Origin of the sequence: Chlorobium sp. (assembly GCF_049593655.1) — a bacterium.
Classification (GTDB): Bacteria; Bacteroidota; Chlorobiia; order Chlorobiales; family Chlorobiaceae; genus Chlorobium.
In genome coordinates, this window is the sequence record NZ_JBAWHG010000023.1 from 57,613 (window position 1) to 75,727 (window position 18,115).

The 18,115-nt window shown below is 56.7% G+C and carries 18 protein-coding genes; 17 read left to right on the plus strand and 1 reads right to left on the minus strand.

The window, feature by feature from the left end:
* The first annotated feature begins 4 nt into the window (after positions 1–4).
* The 5 genes from lpxA to WBP50_RS03840 are packed head-to-tail and all read left to right on the plus strand — an operon-like array spanning position 5 to position 4,408.
* Positions 5–802 carry an acyl-ACP--UDP-N-acetylglucosamine O-acyltransferase gene (gene lpxA, locus WBP50_RS03820; RefSeq protein ID WP_423931779.1) on the plus strand — a complete coding sequence of 266 codons (798 nt, stop codon included), beginning with the start codon at positions 5–7 and terminating at the stop codon, positions 800–802.
* A gap of 20 nt (positions 803–822) precedes the next feature.
* The gene (locus WBP50_RS03825) at positions 823–1,809 is read left to right on the plus strand and encodes an ROK family protein (RefSeq protein WP_423931781.1); all 987 of its coding nucleotides are present in this window, start codon (positions 823–825) and stop codon (positions 1,807–1,809) included.
* A gap of 15 nt (positions 1,810–1,824) precedes the next feature.
* Positions 1,825–2,517, plus strand: a complete 693-nt coding sequence (locus WBP50_RS03830; RefSeq protein WP_423931783.1) for a ComF family protein — start codon at positions 1,825–1,827, stop codon at positions 2,515–2,517.
* A gap of 7 nt (positions 2,518–2,524) precedes the next feature.
* Entirely contained in the window at positions 2,525–3,271 is a 747-nt protein-coding gene (locus WBP50_RS03835) for a 16S rRNA (uracil(1498)-N(3))-methyltransferase (protein WP_423931785.1), read from the plus strand.
* 45 nt (positions 3,272–3,316) lie between these two features.
* Entirely contained in the window at positions 3,317–4,408 is a 1,092-nt protein-coding gene (locus tag WBP50_RS03840) for an AI-2E family transporter (RefSeq protein WP_423931786.1), read from the plus strand.
* A gap of 63 nt (positions 4,409–4,471) precedes the next feature.
* Here the strand turns inward: WBP50_RS03840 and WBP50_RS03845 are convergent, their stop codons facing one another.
* On the minus strand, positions 4,472–4,894 hold the full coding sequence (locus WBP50_RS03845; RefSeq protein ID WP_423931788.1) for a nucleoside-diphosphate kinase: 423 nt from the start codon (positions 4,892–4,894) through the stop codon (positions 4,472–4,474).
* 179 nt (positions 4,895–5,073) lie between these two features.
* Between WBP50_RS03845 and WBP50_RS03850 the strand changes: the two genes are divergently transcribed.
* From WBP50_RS03850 to WBP50_RS03905, 12 genes are all read left to right on the plus strand, one after another.
* Positions 5,074–7,152 (plus strand): hypothetical protein, encoded by a 2,079-nt coding sequence (locus WBP50_RS03850; RefSeq protein ID WP_423931789.1) that lies wholly within the window; start codon positions 5,074–5,076, stop codon positions 7,150–7,152.
* A 152-nt stretch (positions 7,153–7,304) separates the two neighbouring features.
* Positions 7,305–8,225 (plus strand): helix-turn-helix domain-containing protein, encoded by a 921-nt coding sequence (locus tag WBP50_RS03855; protein ID WP_423931790.1) that lies wholly within the window; start codon positions 7,305–7,307, stop codon positions 8,223–8,225.
* A 194-nt stretch (positions 8,226–8,419) separates the two neighbouring features.
* Positions 8,420–9,124 carry an SDR family oxidoreductase gene (locus tag WBP50_RS03860; RefSeq protein ID WP_423931792.1) on the plus strand — a complete coding sequence of 235 codons (705 nt, stop codon included), beginning with the start codon at positions 8,420–8,422 and terminating at the stop codon, positions 9,122–9,124.
* A gap of 27 nt (positions 9,125–9,151) precedes the next feature.
* Entirely contained in the window at positions 9,152–10,081 is a 930-nt protein-coding gene (cysK, locus tag WBP50_RS03865) for a cysteine synthase A (protein ID WP_423931794.1), read from the plus strand.
* 42 nt (positions 10,082–10,123) lie between these two features.
* Positions 10,124–11,320 (plus strand): cysteine desulfurase family protein, encoded by a 1,197-nt coding sequence (locus WBP50_RS03870; protein ID WP_423931795.1) that lies wholly within the window; start codon positions 10,124–10,126, stop codon positions 11,318–11,320.
* A complete protein-coding gene (locus WBP50_RS03875) occupies positions 11,304–11,915 on the plus strand; it encodes an iron-sulfur cluster assembly scaffold protein (RefSeq protein WP_423931797.1) in 612 nt (203 codons plus the stop codon). Before WBP50_RS03870 ends, WBP50_RS03875 begins: the two co-directional genes overlap by 17 nt.
* A gap of 85 nt (positions 11,916–12,000) precedes the next feature.
* Positions 12,001–13,320, plus strand: a complete 1,320-nt coding sequence (miaB, locus tag WBP50_RS03880; protein WP_423931799.1) for a tRNA (N6-isopentenyl adenosine(37)-C2)-methylthiotransferase MiaB — start codon at positions 12,001–12,003, stop codon at positions 13,318–13,320.
* A gap of 110 nt (positions 13,321–13,430) precedes the next feature.
* Complete coding sequence (bchG, locus tag WBP50_RS03885) at positions 13,431–14,432, plus strand: (bacterio)chlorophyll synthase (protein WP_423931800.1); 1,002 nt, start codon at positions 13,431–13,433, stop codon at positions 14,430–14,432.
* Between the two features lie 85 nt (positions 14,433–14,517).
* Positions 14,518–15,231, plus strand: coding sequence for a diacylglycerol/polyprenol kinase family protein (locus WBP50_RS03890; protein WP_423931802.1), 714 nt, complete (start codon positions 14,518–14,520; stop codon positions 15,229–15,231).
* Between the two features lie 3 nt (positions 15,232–15,234).
* Positions 15,235–15,987: a UDP-2,3-diacylglucosamine diphosphatase gene (locus tag WBP50_RS03895; protein ID WP_423931803.1), complete on the plus strand. Its 753-nt coding sequence runs from the start codon at positions 15,235–15,237 to the stop codon at positions 15,985–15,987.
* A 27-nt stretch (positions 15,988–16,014) separates the two neighbouring features.
* Entirely contained in the window at positions 16,015–16,893 is an 879-nt protein-coding gene (hisG, locus tag WBP50_RS03900) for an ATP phosphoribosyltransferase (protein WP_423931804.1), read from the plus strand.
* 63 nt (positions 16,894–16,956) lie between these two features.
* Positions 16,957–18,115: glycosyltransferase (locus WBP50_RS03905; protein WP_423931806.1), on the plus strand; the 1,159-nt coding region annotated here is incomplete at its 3' end.

The following is an 18,115-nucleotide window of genomic DNA, read 5'->3' on the forward strand; positions in this document are numbered from 1 at the left end:
ATCTATGAAGAGCAGTATTCATGCGACCGCAGTCGTCAGTCCGGGAGTCGTCCTGGGGGAAGGTGTCTCGATAGGGCCCTACACCGTTATCGAGGATGACGTGACCATCGGCGGGGGCACCAGGATAGGTCCGCAGGTGCATATCGCCTCAGGTACCCATATCGGCAGCGACTGCAGGGTCCACAGCGGAGCGGTGCTTGGCGGCGAACCCCAGGATCTGAAATTCTCCGGAGAAAAAACGGCGCTCTACATTGGCGACCGCACCGTCATCCGCGAATGCGTTACCCTGAACCGGGGCACAAAGGCCAGCGGCAAGACCGTCGTAGGTTCCGACAACCTGATTATGGCTTACGTGCATGCAGGTCACGACTGCGTTATCGGCAGCCATGTGGTTATCGCCAACTCCGTGCAGTTCGGCGGCCATTGTGAAGTGGGCGACTACGCCGTTATCGGCGGTCTGACCGGCGTCCACCAGTTTGTCAGGATCGGCCGCTACAGCATGGTAGGCGGTATCGCCCGGGCCTCGCTCGATGTGCCTCCGTTCGTCATGGCCGGCGGGCACGGCTCGTTCCGCTATGAGGGGCTCAACGCCATAGGCCTGAAACGGCGAGGGTTTTCCGGCGAATCCATCACACGCATCAGGGATGCCTACCGTATTATTTTCCAGTCAGGCCTGCTGCTCTCCAATGCGCTCGAAAAAGTGAAAGAGGAGTGCGCTCCGGAGCCGGACGTGCTTGAAATTCTCGATTTCTTCGCATCGGGCACACACGGCAGAAAATTCATCAGGCCATTCAACAGTTAAACGGGGTAACCTCAGCAGCCATGTCTCCCTGGGCAATCGGTATAGATCTCGGCGGTACCGCCGTCAAGGCGGCGGTCGTCAGCCTGCAGGAGGGCATCGTTCTGGACCGGGCGGTTCCGACCGATACCACGTCGGGCCCTGAAGGCATTGTCGTGCAGCTTGCCGATCTCATCGCATCTCTCCATGCGGAAGCTCCGGCCGATCTGCATCGTCACGATTTTTCGGGAATCGGCCTTGGGGCGCCGGGAGCGGTCGATACCGAAAAAGGCACGCTGAGCTATCCGCCCAATCTGCCCGGATGGACAACCTTTCCCCTTCGCAGCGCTCTTGAAGGCGCCCTGCAGGAGCGGCTTCAGGCCGGAGCGCCGGTATTCATCGAAAACGACGCCAATGCCGCGGCCTACGGTGAAGCGGTTTACGGGGCAGGACGGGGCTTTCGGGATTTTCTCATGGTGACGCTCGGTACCGGAGTGGGAGGGGGCATCGTGCTGAACCGGAAACTCTACCGCGGACCAAGCGGAACCGCCGGCGAAATCGGATTCATGATTGTCGATTTTGAAGGCCCCTTCATCCATGCCGGCATACGGGGCACCATTGAAGGGATGATCGGCAAAGAGCGTATCGTCGAGTATGCCTGCGGGCTGATCCGTGAAAACCCGGCGGAAGGTTCGGCACTTTCCTCGCTGTGCGGCAATGACTTCTCCTCGCTCTCTCCCCGCCATATCGAGCGGGCGGCAAAAGAGGGCGACAGCCTCTCCCTTGCGGTATGGGATCGGGTCGGTTCCATTCTCGGAGTGGGATTTGCCGGCGTCACCGCACTCATGGATATCAGGAAATTCGTTATCGGCGGCGGCATATCGGCGGCGGGCTCCCTGATTTTCGAACCGGCTTACCGGCAGTTCATCCGTTCGACGCTTCCCTCGATGCATGAAGGAGTCGAGCTGGTTCCTGCAGAGCTTGGCAACAGGGCAGGGATGTACGGTGCGGCGGCGTTGTGTTTTGCGTGAACCATCAATCGTGTTATGAACGGGCGGTTTTTTCACTTTCTGTTTCCCGAGGTCTGTATTGTCTGCGGAAAACTGCTGATGCCTTCCGAGTACGGGTGCTGCAGCGCCTGCCGGAACAGCTTCGAGGCGTTCAGCGACTGCACTGCGGCAGGCCACACCCTCATGCACTCCATCGAGTCGCATTTCAGGGGGAAATGCCCGTTCGAGCGCGCGTTCTGCCAATATGTGTTTCACCGTCACAGTCCGCTGCAGAAAGTGCTGCATGCCATGAAATACGAGGGTATGTACAATCTCGGAGTGGCTTTCGGCAGAGAGCTGGGAGCATGGATCAGCGACGCCTTGCCGCCGGAGAGCATCGACTGTCTCGTGCCGGTTCCGCTGCACCGGCTGAAGCATGTCGAACGCTCCTTCAACCAGGCGGAGAAAATCGCCCTCGGCATTGCTGAAACCTTTCAGAAACCGGTGCGCACCGACCTGCTTCTCAGAGGACGCTTTACCGTTTCCCAGACAGGTCTTCACGTAACCGCCAGGCGCAGGAATCTCGACGGGGCTTTTAAGACGCCGCTTCCCGATATGCCCGCTCGTGTTCTGCTGGTCGATGACGTGGTCACAACCGGCGCAACCGTGGTCGCCGCCGCCGAAACGCTGAGGCGGGGAGGAGCCGCAAGCGTTTCGGTTGCGGCGCTGGCGCTTGCCGCAAAAGAATAGGTCAGTTATGGAACTCTTTTACGCTTCTTCCGGACAGATTGACCGGGCTGCAGGACGCATCAGGCTCGATGGTGACGAATTTCATCACCTTTCGAGGGTGCTGCGCAAAAAAAAAGGCGAACGGATACGTGTCACCGACGGTTGCGGGCTTCATCTCGATGTGTGCATAACCGATGTCGGCAAGAGCGCTCTTGAAGGCGAGATCACCGCAATGCGGCAGGTCCCGGCTCCGTCGAGCGCCGTTACGGTAGCGATTTCGCTGCTCAAGGCGCCGCAGCGTTTCGAACTCTTTCTGGAAAAGGCTACGGAACTGGGCGTTTCGGCGGTGATTCCCATGATTACGGCCCGTACCGTAGCCCAGCCGCCGGGAGAGCGGATTGCAAAAAGACTGGTGCGGTGGCGCTCCATCATGCTTTCCGCCGCACGTCAGTCGGGAAGATACTATCTTCCGGTTATCGGCGAGCCGCTCGCATTCCGGAACGCTGTCGCCCTTCAGGGTTACGACTGCCGGCTGATACCGTATGAGCTCTCGGAGCGATCCTCCGGAGGTGTCGCCGTGACGGGCGGAAAAACGCTTTTTCTGATAGGAGGCGAAGGGGGATTTACCCCCGAAGAGGTGCGCCTTGCCCGCGAGGCAGGGTTTACGGAGATCTCTTTCGGGCTCTCGATACTCAGGGCGGAAACCGCCGGTATTTTTGCGGTCTCGCTGGTCAGGGCGCGTCTTCTGGAACAGGATGTCGGGGAGTGGCTTTAACGCCGGAAGGGTGCTTCCGAACCGGCAACAAACAATCGTGAAACCATGAATACACTTACAGCCAGCCGGATAGTTCTTCTGCTGATCGTTTTTGTGATATCGGCGATATTCTTTGTCATGATCCGCTATTTTCTCATGGCTATTTTTCTGGCAGCCATCTTTTCCGCGCTGTTCATGCCGCTCTACAGCCGGGTCGAGCGTCTTTTCCGGGGACACGGGAGCCTGAGCTCCGCTCTTACCATGCTGCTGCTCTTCATCATGGTGTTTCTTCCGCTCACGGCCCTCACCGGAGTTGTCGCCGTTCAGGCCTTCAGCATAAGCAGTTCGGCTGTTCCCTGGATTCAGCAGCAGTTGCAGCTTCAGGAGCCTTCGGCCTATAGCGACATGCTGCACTCCTTTCCCTACTACCGCGAAATAGAGCTCTACCGCGAGGAAATTCTTCAGAAAGCCGCAGAACTTGCCGGAAAGGCGGGCGCCTTTCTCTTCAACAGCCTGTCATCGATGACGGTTTCCGCGGTCAACGACCTCTTTCTGCTGTTCGTTTTTCTCTACACCATGTTTTTCTTTCTCAAGGATGGCCGCTCGCTGCTCGACCGGATCATGTACTACCTCCCTCTTGCGGAAGCGGACCAGCACCGTCTGCTCGACCGGTTTCTTTCGGTCACCAGGGCGACCATCAAAGGCACCCTGGTTGTAGGTCTGATCCAGGGGTCGCTTGCCGGTTTCGCCCTGCACCTTGCCGGTATCCAGAGCGCGCTTTTCTGGGGAACCATCATGACGGTCCTGTCGGTAGTGCCCCTTATCGGCCCTCCGCTCGTCTGGTTTCCCGCAGCCCTTTATCTGGCCGCCATCGGCCGCTACCCTGAGGCGGCAGGAGTTTTCCTTTTCTGCAGTCTTATCGTCAGCCAGCTCGACAACATTCTCCGACCCATTCTTATCGGCCGCGATACCCGCATGCATGAGCTGCTCATTTTTTTCAGCACCCTTGGCGGTCTCGGCCTTTTCGGCATCTTCGGATTCATCGTCGGACCCATCATTGCCGCCCTGTTCATCACCGTATGGGAGATGTACGGTGAGGCGTTCAGCGACTATCTGCATGAAGTGAAAGGCAGGAAACCCCAGGATTCCGGGGTTTAGGGAGCCATGAAAAAAGCGGCCTTTCGGGCCGCTTTTCTGTGGTTGCGTGGTTCGCCGGTAACGTCAGTTGACCCTTACGGCCTCTTCGGCTGAAAAGAAGAATCCTGCCTCGATGGCTGCATTTTCAGCGGAGTCGGAGCCGTGGATGATGTTTTCGCCCTTGCTGTCGGCATAGAGCTGGCGGATGGTGCCTGCATCGGCCTGCGCAGGATCGGTTGCCCCGATCAGGGTGCGGAAATCTGCGACGGCATTATCCTTTTCGAGGATCATCGGTACGCAGGGTCCTGAAGACATGAACTCCACGAGTTCGCCGTAAAAAGGGCGCTCGCGGTGCACGGCATAGAATTCACCGGCGGTATCCGGGGTAAGCCTGGTTTTTTTCATGGCTACAACACGGAAGCCTGCGCGTTCGATTTTATCGATAACGGCGCCGATGAGCTGTTTGCGGACGCAGTCCGGTTTGAGAATGGTCAGTGTTCTTTCCATTGTGGCAATCGGGATTAGTTTTAACGCAAAGAAAATATCGTGCGAAGATACACAAACCCCGCCGATAATTGAAATATCGTTGCATTGAAACTTAGAAAGGGTAAGCGCGGTTCATCAATAGTAAAGCCTATAGTATTGTTTCCCCAACTGTTATCCCCGAGAACCGGAGGTCCCTCGTTATGCCAAGATTAAGGCCGGCTGTTTTAACGATTATCTTCTCTTTCTGTTCCATGCTGCTGTTGCCCGGCTGTTCGTCGCAGGATGAAACAGACGCCTCCCCCAAGGAGCTATACCGTAAAGCATCGACACTCGCCCGGCAGGGGGAGTATGAACCGGCCATCGCTCTCTACAACAAGGCGCTGGCTGCAGATACGCTCACAGGGCTTTCGGAGCGGCCGGTGCTCGAGATGAACCGGAAACGGCATCTGGAAGGTCTTGTCGGCGACTACTCGGCTGCGCTGCATACGACCGGGTTTCTTGAAAAGCATGCGGGTTCGCTCCTTCCCGATTCGCTTCGCGGCGGAATGCTTGCCGAAAAAGCCATGTGGCTTTCCGAACTGGGCGACTTCCGGGGAGCGGCCGCAGCGCTTGCGGCAATTTCCGCGCCAGCAGAAGATCAGCTTTTTGAACTTGCGGCTCTCGAACTTCGTATCGGAGAGGTTCGCAAGGCCGAAACGATCTACAGCCGGTATGCCCGGCAGCCGCATGATCCGGTCTCGGAAATGAGAGGGGTTGCCGGTCTTTTGCAGTGCCGCATGCGCGATGCGGTTCCCGACCTGAAGGCTGCCGACGATCTTGCCATGAACATTGCGGCCATGTCCGGAAATGTGCTCTCCCTCGACGGCGACCTGAAAAGACGAATCCAGGTCCTGCGTGAATCTTCCCGGAGCCTGCAGCTGCTTTCGAAACATCAGAGGAACGCGAGCTATCTGCTGTTTCGAGCGCTCATCCTTGCCGAAGAGACGCGTAACCCCTTTCTCATCCAGCAGCTTCGCTACGAGTCCAATGCGGCGATAGTCCGGAAACCCGCGCCTTTCCGCGAAACCGGGGATTTCTTCGGCATGAAGGATATGCAGTTTGCCGAAGCGGCGTCCCTGCTCGGTCTTGCAACGGGCAGCGGCGAACTGAAGCCATCCGAACAGATCGATGCGCTTCGCAGTGGATTGCTGTTATATCAGAACTATCTGCCCAGGTATCCGGGACCGGGGATGCAGCGGCTCGTCGATACAGCCCAGCGCAAGCTTTCGGGTCTGCTTGTCAGGGAATCGAGGATTTTCGAGCTTTTCGACGCCCTGCAGCAGTCCGAGATGCTCGATCTTCAGAGAACGCTGCAGAACAGTTCCGGTTATTTCAGGCTCGACAAGGAGCATGCGGCGCTGGAACGGCAGGTGACTTCCCTCCAGCGTGACATCTCGGGCCTCCTGCAGCGCAAAGCCGATATTTTTCTCAAAGGCAGGGGCTACGAAATGAACCGCGCCGCCGAAGCTGCCCTGCAGTCCAAACGGGGAAGGCTGATAGAACTGCTTGGCGAGGTGAAGAGAATCGACCCTTCAGCAGCTTCGGTTCTGCAGATGACACCGGTAACGCTCCAGACGCTGCAGCGGTCGCTCAAAAGAGGCCAGCTTGTCGTGCAGCCGGTTTCCGCCGACTCTTTTTATGCCGTCATGACCATCAGCACCAGGGAGTTCGGTATTGCCGGAACGCCGGTTCCGCTCGATTCCCTTTACGATCCGGCATCGGGTCTCCGGCGTCTTGTCAGGGATTTTGCCGTGCAGGGAGTTTCGGATGTCGAAACGTTCCGCCGGCAGTCCGATCCGCAGTGGTTTATCAGGGCGGTGGCTGAACCGCTCAATGCCATGTCGGCCGGATACGACCATATTCTGGTCGCTGCCGATCCGGCGCTGCCGCTGCATATGCTCGGTATCGGTGATAAAAAGATATCCATGACCGCTTCCTTCAGGGAAATCGTGCATGCTGCGGCTCATTCCGGAGGGCAAGCTGGTGGCGGAACGGTAAGGTTTTTTCCTGCAGAGCGGATCGGGATGGCGCAACTTTACACGCTTTTTCATCCCGGTGAAAGCGTTTTTCTGCTCTGGAAACCTTTCGGCAAAGAGTCCGAATCCCTTATGCAGGGCGCACTCGAAAAGGAAACAGGCCGAAATCGCTCTCCAGCCGAAGCGATTTTCCGGCTTTCGGGTTCTTCCGGAGGTACGGAAACCGGAAAATGGATCTTCGTTTCCGCATACGGTTCCCGGTAATCCGTTGTGGTTTCGGATGATCTTATCCTCTTTGGTGACAAGGGTTCCAAACGGAACTACATGGTTGGTTTTGGCATACTCTCAGGTATTTTCGTACATTTAACGATACCGTTGTGCGCCGGCCATTATTTTCAATGCAATGATAGAACTTCATGGAAGAGAGCGGATTGAATTTATCGCTTGAACAGCTTGCGGCTGAACTGCAGACTGCCAGGGTTCGAAGAAATCTGTCGATTGACGATGTCAGCCGGGAGACAGGGATCAGGCAGTCCTACATCGAGCAGATCGAGGCAGGGAATTTCACCTTCATGCCCGGCGTCTATGTACTGGCTTATATCAAGGAATATGCCGGATTTCTCGAAATCGGCAATGCCGAGACTTTCGAACGCTGCAGGTCCGCACTGCTTGGCCGGAGTGCTCCGCAGCCCGCTTCGGTGGATGCTCCCGCAGCCAGGAACTGGAGCGACAACCATCCGCTTGATTCGGTTGTTTCACGATCGCCTTTTTTAGGGAAGCTTGTTTCGCCGAAAGGCCTTCTTGTTTCGGCAGGGGCAGTTGTGCTTCTTGTGGCAGTCGTTTTCGCCGTCCGTATGTTTTTTTTCAGTGCCCCGGCACCTGAACAGTCTTTTTCAGGCCAGCCTGATGCGCTCATCGATGCCGATACCGCGGCTGTCGCCGAGCGGGTTGTCGATTCGGAATTTTTTCCTGTACTGGTCGCTTCCGATTCTGCCGCGGCTGACTCCGCCGCAGCCGAACCGAAAGATAAAGTCCGGGCGGCGCTTATCGCAAAAGAGGTCTCGCTGCTGACCGACTCGGCAAAAGTTGTAAAGCCGCCCCCTTCCGGCGGCAGGAAGCTCGAAGTCCGCATTATCGCCGACGAGACATGGGTGAAGGTCATCGCCGACGACAGCGCAAGGGTATACGCCGGGGGACAATTCAAAAAAGGGGATGTACTCCGCTATGAGGCACAGAAAAAGTTCTGGGTGAATATCGGACGTCCCTCATATGTCGAGCTGTTTCTCGACGGTAAAAAAATACCCCCTTTCACCGAAAGAACCGTTATTTTTCGGTAGTTTCCGTCCGCTCTGCGGCTGGTTTGCCCCTATCGCCAGCCTCTCTTCATGAAAACATCCCTGATAGCTTCTTGTGGTATCTATAAATAGGATAAAAAAAGTCCTTTTTAAAGGGAATTAATAGATTTGTTTGATCATTCGTTATTGCATTATATATGAAAACGGGATAAGCAAAGGCAGTCATAGTAACCGGAATGCGGGAATTTGAAAACAGGGTGGTTCTTGTAAGCGGAGCCGCCGGAAATCTTGGAAAAGCGGTCGCTTCGGCTTTTTATGAAGCCGGTGCGCATCTCGCCCTTTCCGATCTGCATCCTGAGCCGCTGTTGTCTGCTTTTGCGGACTCTTCAAGGGTAATGGTGCTCGGATGCGATCTGACGCAGGCTGATTCCTCCGGGGATATGGTTGGCAAGGTGCTTGACAGATTTGGCCGCATCGACGCAGTGGCCGCGCTTACCGGAGGGTTTTCCATGGGAGCCCCGCTGCACGAAACCTCCTTCGGGGAGTGGGAGATCATGATGAAGCTCAATACGGCAACGCTGTTCAATCTCGTTCATGCCGTGGTGCCGCATATGCGTCAGAGGAGAGCGGGACGTATCGTAACGGTGGGCGCCAGAACGGCGCTTTCAGGCAAAGCCAGGATGGCGGCTTATACGGCATCGAAAGCGGCGGTTATCCGCATGAGTGAAAGTCTGTCGGAAGAGAACAAGCATTACGGCATCAACGTGAACTGTGTCCTGCCGAGCATCATCGATACGCCGCTGAACCGTCGGGATATGCCCGACGCGGATTTCACGAAGTGGGTGGCGCCCGGAGCGCTTGCCGATGTGATCATGTTCCTTGCTTCGGATGCTTCGCGCGCCATACACGGGGCGTCGATTCCTGTATACGGGTTATGCTGAAACGGTTATAAAACAAATCATTCCATCATGAAAATATACGACAGCATCCTGCAGACCGTGGGCAGGACCCCTCTGGTAAGGCTCCAGCGGCTTGCCGAGGGATGCCGGGCCGATGTGCTCCTGAAGATCGAATCGTTCAATCCTCTGTCGAGCGTCAAGGACCGGATTGCGGTGGCCATGCTCGAAGATGCCGAGAAATCCGGCAGAATCGGCCCCGGCACGACGCTTATAGAGCCCACCAGCGGCAATACCGGCATAGGGCTTGCCTTTGCCTGTGCGGCCAAGGGATACCGTCTCATGCTGGTCATGCCCGACACCATGAGCATCGAACGGCGCAGGCTGATGCAGATCCTCGGCGCGGAACTGGTGCTGACGGACGGCACGGGAGGCATGAAGCTGGCCATTTCGGAAGCGGAGCGTCTTTCGGCTTCGATTCCCGGAAGCCTTATTCTGCAGCAGTTCCGGAACGCTTCCAATCCGGCGGCTCACCGGTCAGGCACCGCGGTTGAAATATGGGAGGACACAGACGGCATGGTCGATGTTTTCGTTGCCGGAGTGGGTACGGGTGGTACGATAACCGGCGTCGGCGAGTCCCTGAAAAAACATAAACCCGGAGTGAGGATCATCGCCGTCGAGCCGGCGGACTCTCCCGTGCTTTCCGGAGGTCAGCCGGGTCCGCACAAAATTCAGGGAATCGGGGCGGGCTTCGTGCCGGCCATACTGAACCGGGATGTCATCGACGAAATTGTAACCGTAAGCAATCAGGACGCGGGAGAGATGGCCAGAAAACTGGCCCGCCAGGAGGGCATTCTCTCTGGTATTTCCTCCGGTGCGGCGCTGCATGCCGCTCTTGAGGTGGCCCGAAGGGAAGAAATGGCAGGAAAAACGCTTGTTGTGCTTCTTCCTGACAGTGGGGAACGCTATCTTTCAACCTGGCTTTTCGAAGAACTGCCGTAAGGAATTTTAATTAACAAGGAACGTTGAAGTACCAAGGCCGCCATGAAGGTTTATTTTGATCATAACGCAACCACTCCGCTGCACCCGGAAGTGAAGAAGGAGATGGCTGAAGCGATGGAGATGTTCGGCAATCCCTCGAGCATGCATGCCTGGGGCCGAGAGGCGCGGGCCAACGTAGAGGATGCCCGCAAGAGAGTTGCCGGTTTCATCGGCGCAGGAGAGGATGAAATCGTTTTCGTCGGCAGCGGTTCCGAGGCCAACAATACGGTGCTCTCCCTTTTCATCTGCGCAACGAACCAGTGTATTCCCGGCACGAAGATGCGCAGCACCATCATCACCACGAAAATCGAGCACCCCTGCGTGCTTGAAACATCGGAGTGTCTCGCACACCGGGGGGCCAGGGTCAAGTATCTCGATGTCGACCGTTACGGGAAAATCGATCTCGATCAGCTCGAGAGCATGCTGGGAGACGATGTCGGTCTGGTGTCGGTCATGATGGCCAACAACGAGATCGGTACCTTCCAGGATATCGAAACCATATCGAAAATGGCCCGCAGCTGCGGAGCCCTCATGCACACCGACGCCGTTCAGGCTGTCGGCAAGGTGCCTGTAGACGTGAACGCGCTCGGTCTGGATTTTCTCACCATCTCGGGCCATAAAATCTACGGTCCGAAAGGGGTGGGCGCCCTCTACGTGAGAAAAGGCACGCCCTATTGCCCCTTTATCCGCGGCGGCCATCAGGAGCGGGGCAGGAGAGCCGGTACGGAAAATACGCTCGGGATTCTCGGTCTCGGAAAAGCCGTGGAAATGCGCCAGCTTGAAATGGCGGGTGAAGCGGAGCGTCTCGGTGCGCTGAAAGCCGCGCTGCGCAAAGGCATCGAAGAGCGCATAGACGACATCTCTTTCAACGGGCACCCGACCGACTCGCTCTGCGGCACCCTGAACGTTTCGTTTCCCGGCGCCGAAGGAGAGTCGATTCTGCTCTATCTCGATCTCGAAGGCATTGCCGTATCGACAGGCTCGGCCTGCGCATCGGGTTCGCTCGATCCGTCGCATGTGCTGCTCGCTACCGGCGTCGACGCCGAGCGTGCGCACGGCTCCATCAGGATCAGCCTCGGGCGCGAAAGCACCATGCAGGAGGTCGAATACATGCTCGACGTCCTGCCGAGAACCATTAAACGAATAAGAGACATGTCAACGGCATACATTAAAGGAGGAACACATGCTGCAAGCAGGTGAGTGGGCATATACCGAAAAGCTGAAAGAACACTTCATGAGCCCTAAAAATATCATGCAGGGCGAAAATACCGATGAATTCGACGGTGTGGGCATGGAGGGCAATCTCCAGTGCGGCGACCAGATGATGGTGGTCATCAGGGTCGACAAAGAGAGCGAGGTCATTACCGACTGCCAGTGGAAGACCTACGGCTGTGCCAGCGCCATCGCCAGCACCTCGATTCTTTCCGAAATGGTCAAGGGCATGACCCTCGACCAGGCATTTCACATCTCGCCCAAGGAGGTCGCCAAAGAGCTCGGAGGGCTGCCGGAAAACAAGATTCACTGTTCGGTGCTTGGCGACAAGGCCCTCAGGGCGGCCATCAACGACTACTACACGCGCAACGGCATGGGAGACAAGGTGAAGCAGGAGCAGGTGAAGACCATCTGCCAGTGCATGAGCATCACCGATCATGATATCGAGGATGCCGTGCTCGAGGGCGCGCGCACCTATTTCGAACTGCAGGAGCGCACCAAGCTCGGAACGGTCTGCGGACAGTGCAAGCCGGAAGCCGAAGCGCTGCTCGAGAAGTTCAAGCATATCCATTTCGGAGCCTGAATACCGCAGCTTTTCGTTTCCGCCTCAATTCGACTGCAGCCGGCCATGGCCGAAAAGTCGGATTGAGTGCAAAAGGATTACCGTGTTGAAGAGAGACAGCCGAAAATTTCATATTCACACCTTCGGGTGCCAGATGAACCAGGCGGACAGCGGCATCATCGCGACGCTGCTGCAGAAAGGGGGATATGAGCCTGCCGTTTCCGAAGAGGAGGCGGGCATCATCCTCCTCAACACCTGCGCTGTCAGGGAGAATGCCGTCGAGCGCATCGGGCACTATCTCCAGCATGTGAAGGGGTTCAAGCGGAAGCATCCGGAGCTGACAGTCGGTCTTGCCGGCTGCATAGCGCAGTATCGGCGTGAATCGCTTTTCGCCGATTTCCCGGTACTTGATTTTCTTGTCGGCCCCGACAACTACCGGGCCATCGCATCACTGGTTGCCGAAGCCTCCGGAGGCTGCAGGGTATCGCGGCTCGATTTCGATCCCGCCGAGACCTACGAGGGTATTGTGCAGTCCGGGGCGGAGCCGCTGACGGCCTTCGTGCCGGTCATGCGCGGCTGCAACAACATGTGCGCATTCTGCGTCGTGCCCTTTACCAGGGGTCGCGAGCGCAGCCATCCGTTCGATTCGGTGCTTCGCGAAGTCCGCTCGCTTGGCGCCGGTGGGTGTCGGGAGATAACGCTGCTCGGCCAGAACGTCAATTCATACCGCGACCCTCAGTCCGGCGCGGATTTTCCGCAGCTGCTCGAAGCGGTCGCCGGTGAAGTGCCCGGAGTGCGCATTCGCTTTACCACATCCCATCCGAAGGACATGTCGGCGTCGCTTGTCGAAGCGATGGCCTCACAGCCAAATATCTGCAGTCATCTGCACCTTCCGGTGCAGTCGGGTTCATCCCGCATGCTCGAGCGGATGAACCGGGGCCACGGTATCCAGTCGTACCTCGAAAAAATCAGGCTCATCCGCCAAAGCATCCCCGGCATAGCGATCTCCACCGATCTTATTGCGGGTTTCTGCGGCGAAAGCGAAAGCGATCACCGCCAGACGCTCGAGCTGATGCGCGAGGTGCGTTTCGATTCGGCCTTCATGTTTCACTACTCCCCGAGGCCGGGAACCCTGGCCGCCCGAACCATGGCGGACGATGTTCCCGAAGAGGACAAGAAAAGGCGCCTGCAGGAGATCATCGATCTCCAGAACGCCATTTCAGGAGAGCTGCTCCGGGAGGCGGTCGGCACGGTTGCAGAGGTTCTTGCCGAATCCGAAAGCCGCCGTTCCGCCGCTCAACTCATGGGCCGTACCTCGACCAACCGGGTTGTGGTTTTCGACCGGGGCGCCTTCCGGCCCGGAGATACCCTCAGGGTGCTCATAACCGGCTCGACATCGGCCACTCTCACCGGGAAAACCGTCTGACTATCCTATAAACGCGCGAAAAACCTTATCTGCATTCAGGAGTTTTTATATCTTTACAGCGATTCGTAAATTTGAATTTTAATGCAGGTATCATTTAACGCAGAAACAGCATGTCAGTTGCCGTACAACGACTTGGATTTACCGATAAACTCAGAGCCCATCTTGAACTGCTCGATCCGGTAACCTGGATCAGTGTTTTTCCCTGTCTTGCCGGTGGAGTCATGGCTTCGGGAGCCATGCAGCCGACTCTCCACGACTATCTGCTGCTTGCATCCATCTTTCTCCTCTACGGTCCGCTCGGCACCGGTTTCAGCCAGTCCGTCAACGACTATTACGATCTCGAACTCGACCGGGTCAACGAGCCGACACGTCCGATTCCTTCCGGTCGCCTGAGTGTGAACGAGGCTCTCTGGAACAGCATTTTCGTGCTCCTGCTGGCCATCGGCCTCGGCGTCTTTCTCGGCATTCATATCGGAGGTGTGCGGGGGATGGTCATCATCGTCTCGATCCTGACCGCACTGCTTGTTGCCTACATCTATTCGGCTCCGCCGCTCAAACTCAAGAAAAACATCATCACCTCCGCACCGGCGGTGGGATTCTCGTACAGCTTTGTCACGTTTCTGTCGGCAAACGCCCTGTTCAGCGAAATCCGGCCTGAAGTGATCTGGCTTGCAGGCCTGAACTTCTTCATGGCGATGGCCCTGATCATTCTCAACGATTTCAAGTCCGTCGAGGGCGACAAGGAGGGTGGCCTGAAATCGCTGGCGGTCATGATCGGTTCCCGGAACACCTTTCTGGTATCGTTCACCATTATCGACCTGGTCTTTGCCGTGCTTGCATGGCTCGCCTGGAGCTGGGGGTTCACGGTGGCGGTCGTGCTGGTGCTGATCGGCCTTGTCCTGAACATCGCGATCCAGATTCAGCTTCTGCGCGATCCGAAAAGCAGCATATCGTTCATGAAAGGCACGGTCGAGGACGGATTCGGCAACGCCATCGGCAAAAGCGAAGTGCAGGAGCACAACGCCTTTCTCCGCTATCAGGTCGCCAACAATTTTCTTTTTCTCCTGAACAACCTGATTGTCGCAGGCATGATCGGCGCGAAATACATGTAGGGTTCCGTCCGCCTGAAAAAAAATTTCTTTCTCCGAAAGCCGAAGGGTTGTTGCCGTTACCATAACCTTTAATCATTCATGCGCCATGGTCATGCTTCAGGCTGCCTTCTTTTCGCTTCCCCCTGTCTGGCATAATGCCATCGTTACGCTTTTTACCTTCGTCTATGTGTTCAGCGTCCCTCCGCTCATGGACTATCTGGTAACCAACCACGGGCTGCCGCGGGATATCAGCCGGAAAATAACCCATATCTGTGCGGGTTCGGCGATCGTCTTTCTTCCTCTCTTTATTGACGGCGACTGGTCGCAGTACCTGAACATCACGGTCTTTGCGGTCTGGACCGTTCTGCTCATCCAGAAAGGCCTTTTCGCCGCCGATGACGATCAGGCCGTAAAAACCATGACCCGCACCGGCGATAAGCGTGAACTGCTCAAAGGCACGCTCTACTTCGTCATTATCGCCATGCTGTGCGGAACCCTCTACTACAAGACCTTCGAAGGGGTGCTCGCCATGGCGGTGCTTGGCTGGGGCGACGGTCTGGCGCCCATAATCGGCACCCGCATGGGAAAAATGAAATACCGGATTCTCAGCGACAAGAGCGTCGAGGGGAGTCTGGCGTTTCTGCTGGGAAGCGCGGCAGCCGGCCTGTTTTTCGTCTGGCTGATCGTTCCTGAAGCTTTCGACGCCCCGAAGATTCTGCTTATCGCCCTCATCGCAACCGTGGTGGAGGGAATGAGTCCCAAAGAGGTCGATAACCTCACCATTCCGGCGGCGGTCGTTCTTGCCGCACAGTTTCTCTGATTCATGACGCCTCAGGACAGCGACAGAGAGGGCATCTACTTTATCAGCGATCTGCACTTCGGTCTTCAGGACCGTGAACAGGAGATGCTGAAATATGAAAAACTTGAACGGCTTTTCGCCCTTGTCAAGGCGGAAGGCCGTTCGCTCTATATGCTCGGCGACATTTTCGATTACTGGATGGAGTTTCGCCATGTCATTCCCAAAGGGTTCAGCCGGCTTATCTGTCTCGTCGGCGACCTGGTGCAGAACGGCATCGAGGTTACCTATGTGGCGGGCAACCACGATTTCCATCTCGGCGCCTTCTTCGAAACCGAGCTTGGCCTGAAAACCCTCTATGGGCTCAACCGTTTCGACTACGCCGGCCGCAGATTTCTTTTCGCCCACGGCGACGGTCTGGGCGAGGGTGACCACGGGTACAAGCTTTTCGCCCGTTTCGTGAGAAACCGTTTCAATCTCGGCCTGCTCACCGCCTTTCATGCCGATCTGGCGATCGCCCTCATGAAGCGGATGTCGTACCTCAGCCGCCACCACAAACCGGCCGACATTCCGAAGGAATCGAACCGGTTGTTAAATTTTGCCGAATCCATAGCCGCAGATCAGGAATTTGATTATTTTGTCTGCGGACATAATCACTCGCAAGGGATCTATCCTCTCGGAAACGGCGCAAGCCGGTATATCAATCTCGGCACCTGGATAGACGGACGCTACCCATACGGAGTGTTCATGCACGACTCGTTTCACCTGAAGGAACTTTAACGTCAATTACAACAGCTTACTTCCGACATGAGTAATCCCGTACTGAAGCTTGGTTTGCCGAAAGGCAGTCTGCAGGATTCGACCCTTGATCTTTTTGCACATGCAGGCTTTCATTTTTCCGTTCAGAGCCGCTCTTATTTCCCATCCATAGATGACGACGAGCTTGAAGCGATTCTGATTCGCGCCCAGGAAATGGCGCACTATGTCGAACTCGGAGCCTTCGATGTAGGTCTGACCGGCAAGGACTGGATCATCGAGACCGATGCCGAAGTGGTGGAGGTTGCCGATCTGGTTTACTCCAAGGCATCGATGCGCCCTGTCCGCTGGGTGCTTGCCGTTCCCGAGAGCTCATCGATCCAGTCGGTAAAGGATCTCGAAGGAAAGCATATCGCGACGGAAGTCGTCAACATCACGAAAAAATATCTGGCAAAGCACGGAGTCAGCGCATCGGTGGAGTTCAGCTGGGGCGCTACCGAAGTGAAGCCTCCCGATCTTGCCGACGCCATCGTCGAGGTAACCGAAACCGGTTCCTCGCTCAGGGCCAACAAGCTCAGGATTGTCGATACCATTCTCGAATCGAACACCAAGCTCATTGCAAACAAGGCTTCCTGGAACGACCCCTGGAAACGGGAGAAGATCGAGAGCATGGCTCTTCTGCTGCAGGGCGCCATCAATGCCCAGGGAAAAGTCGGGCTGAAGATGAACGCTCCGAAGGCCGCGCTCGATGCACTTCTTTCCATTATTCCCGCGCTTCGCCAGCCGACCGTTTCGCACCTTACCGATGAGGGCTGGGTAGCGCTCGAAGTGATCGTTACCGAAAAAATCGTCCGCAAGCTCATTCCCGAGCTGAAACGGGCCGGAGCCGAAGGCATTTTCGAGTACGACATCAACAAGCTGATCGACTGAGAACGGTTCACACTGTTACGAAAACAAGGCTGTCCCTGGACAGCCTTTTGTTTATGAACCATCATGCTGCTTCTTTCCTATCAGGTTATCGTTTTGCTTTCGCTGCTGGTTTTTGCCGGTATTCTGCTTTTCAACCTCGTCGAACTGCAGTACCTGCCCGAATCTCCGTCCGCTTCCGGAGAACGGCCCTTCGTTTCCGTTCTGGTTCCGGCCAGAAACGAGGAACATTCCGTAGAAGCCTGTGTGCTGTCGCTGCTCTCCCAGGACTATCCCCGCTATGAAGTAGTGGTGCTCGACGACGGATCCGAAGACGCAACCCCGGAGATTCTCCGTCGCCTTGCGGCTTCCTCAGGCGGCCGGCTCCGCATCGTGCAGGGCGATCCGCTTCCCGACGGGTGGCACGGCAAGGCATGGGCCTGCCGCCAGCTCGGCGATCTGGCTTCCGGCGAACTTCTGCTTTTCACCGACGCCGATACCCGGCACAAACCGGAATCGCTCAGCCGTTCGGTTGCCGCCCTTGATGCGTCAGGAGCCGGCATGCTCAGCCTCACCCCCTATCAGGAGATGGTCGGGTTCCTCGAAAAACTGGTCATTCCGCTGGTCTACTTCATTCTCATGTGCTATCTCCCGCTTCGGCTGGTTCGGACATCGCCCAGAAGCGTCTTCTGTTCGGCCATAGGCCAGTTCATGCTTTTCCGGCGGGAGACCTACCGGAGCATCGGCGGGCACCGGGCAGTGAAAGCAGCTATCGTGGAGGATGTCTGGCTCTGCAGGGCGGTGAAAAAAAACGGGGGACGTGTCGCCGTTTTCAACGGCGTCGATGTTCTGAGCTGCAGGATGTACCGCTCGGCCGGTGAAATCATCCGGGGTTTTTCGAAAAATCTTTTTGCCGGACTCGGCTACCGTTCTCCGCTGCTGTTCGGCCTCGTCGTCCTGACCCTGGCTTTTCACGTGCTTCCTTTCGGTTTCCTTGCGGCAGCCCTGCAGCAGGGCGACTTCGGCCCCGCTCTCTTTCTGCTTCCTCTCCTTCAGGCTGCCATTGCACTCTCCTGCAGGGTACTCATTGCCGTGAGGTTCCGCCAGCCGGCGGGCTTCGCGTTTCTGCACGCGCTCTCCCAGCTGGTTCTGATCGCTATCGCATTGAACTCCTTCGCGGTTACGCGGTTCGGAAAAGGTTCGCAATGGAAAGGGAGGTATTATAAATTTGTGAGCGGTGAGCAGT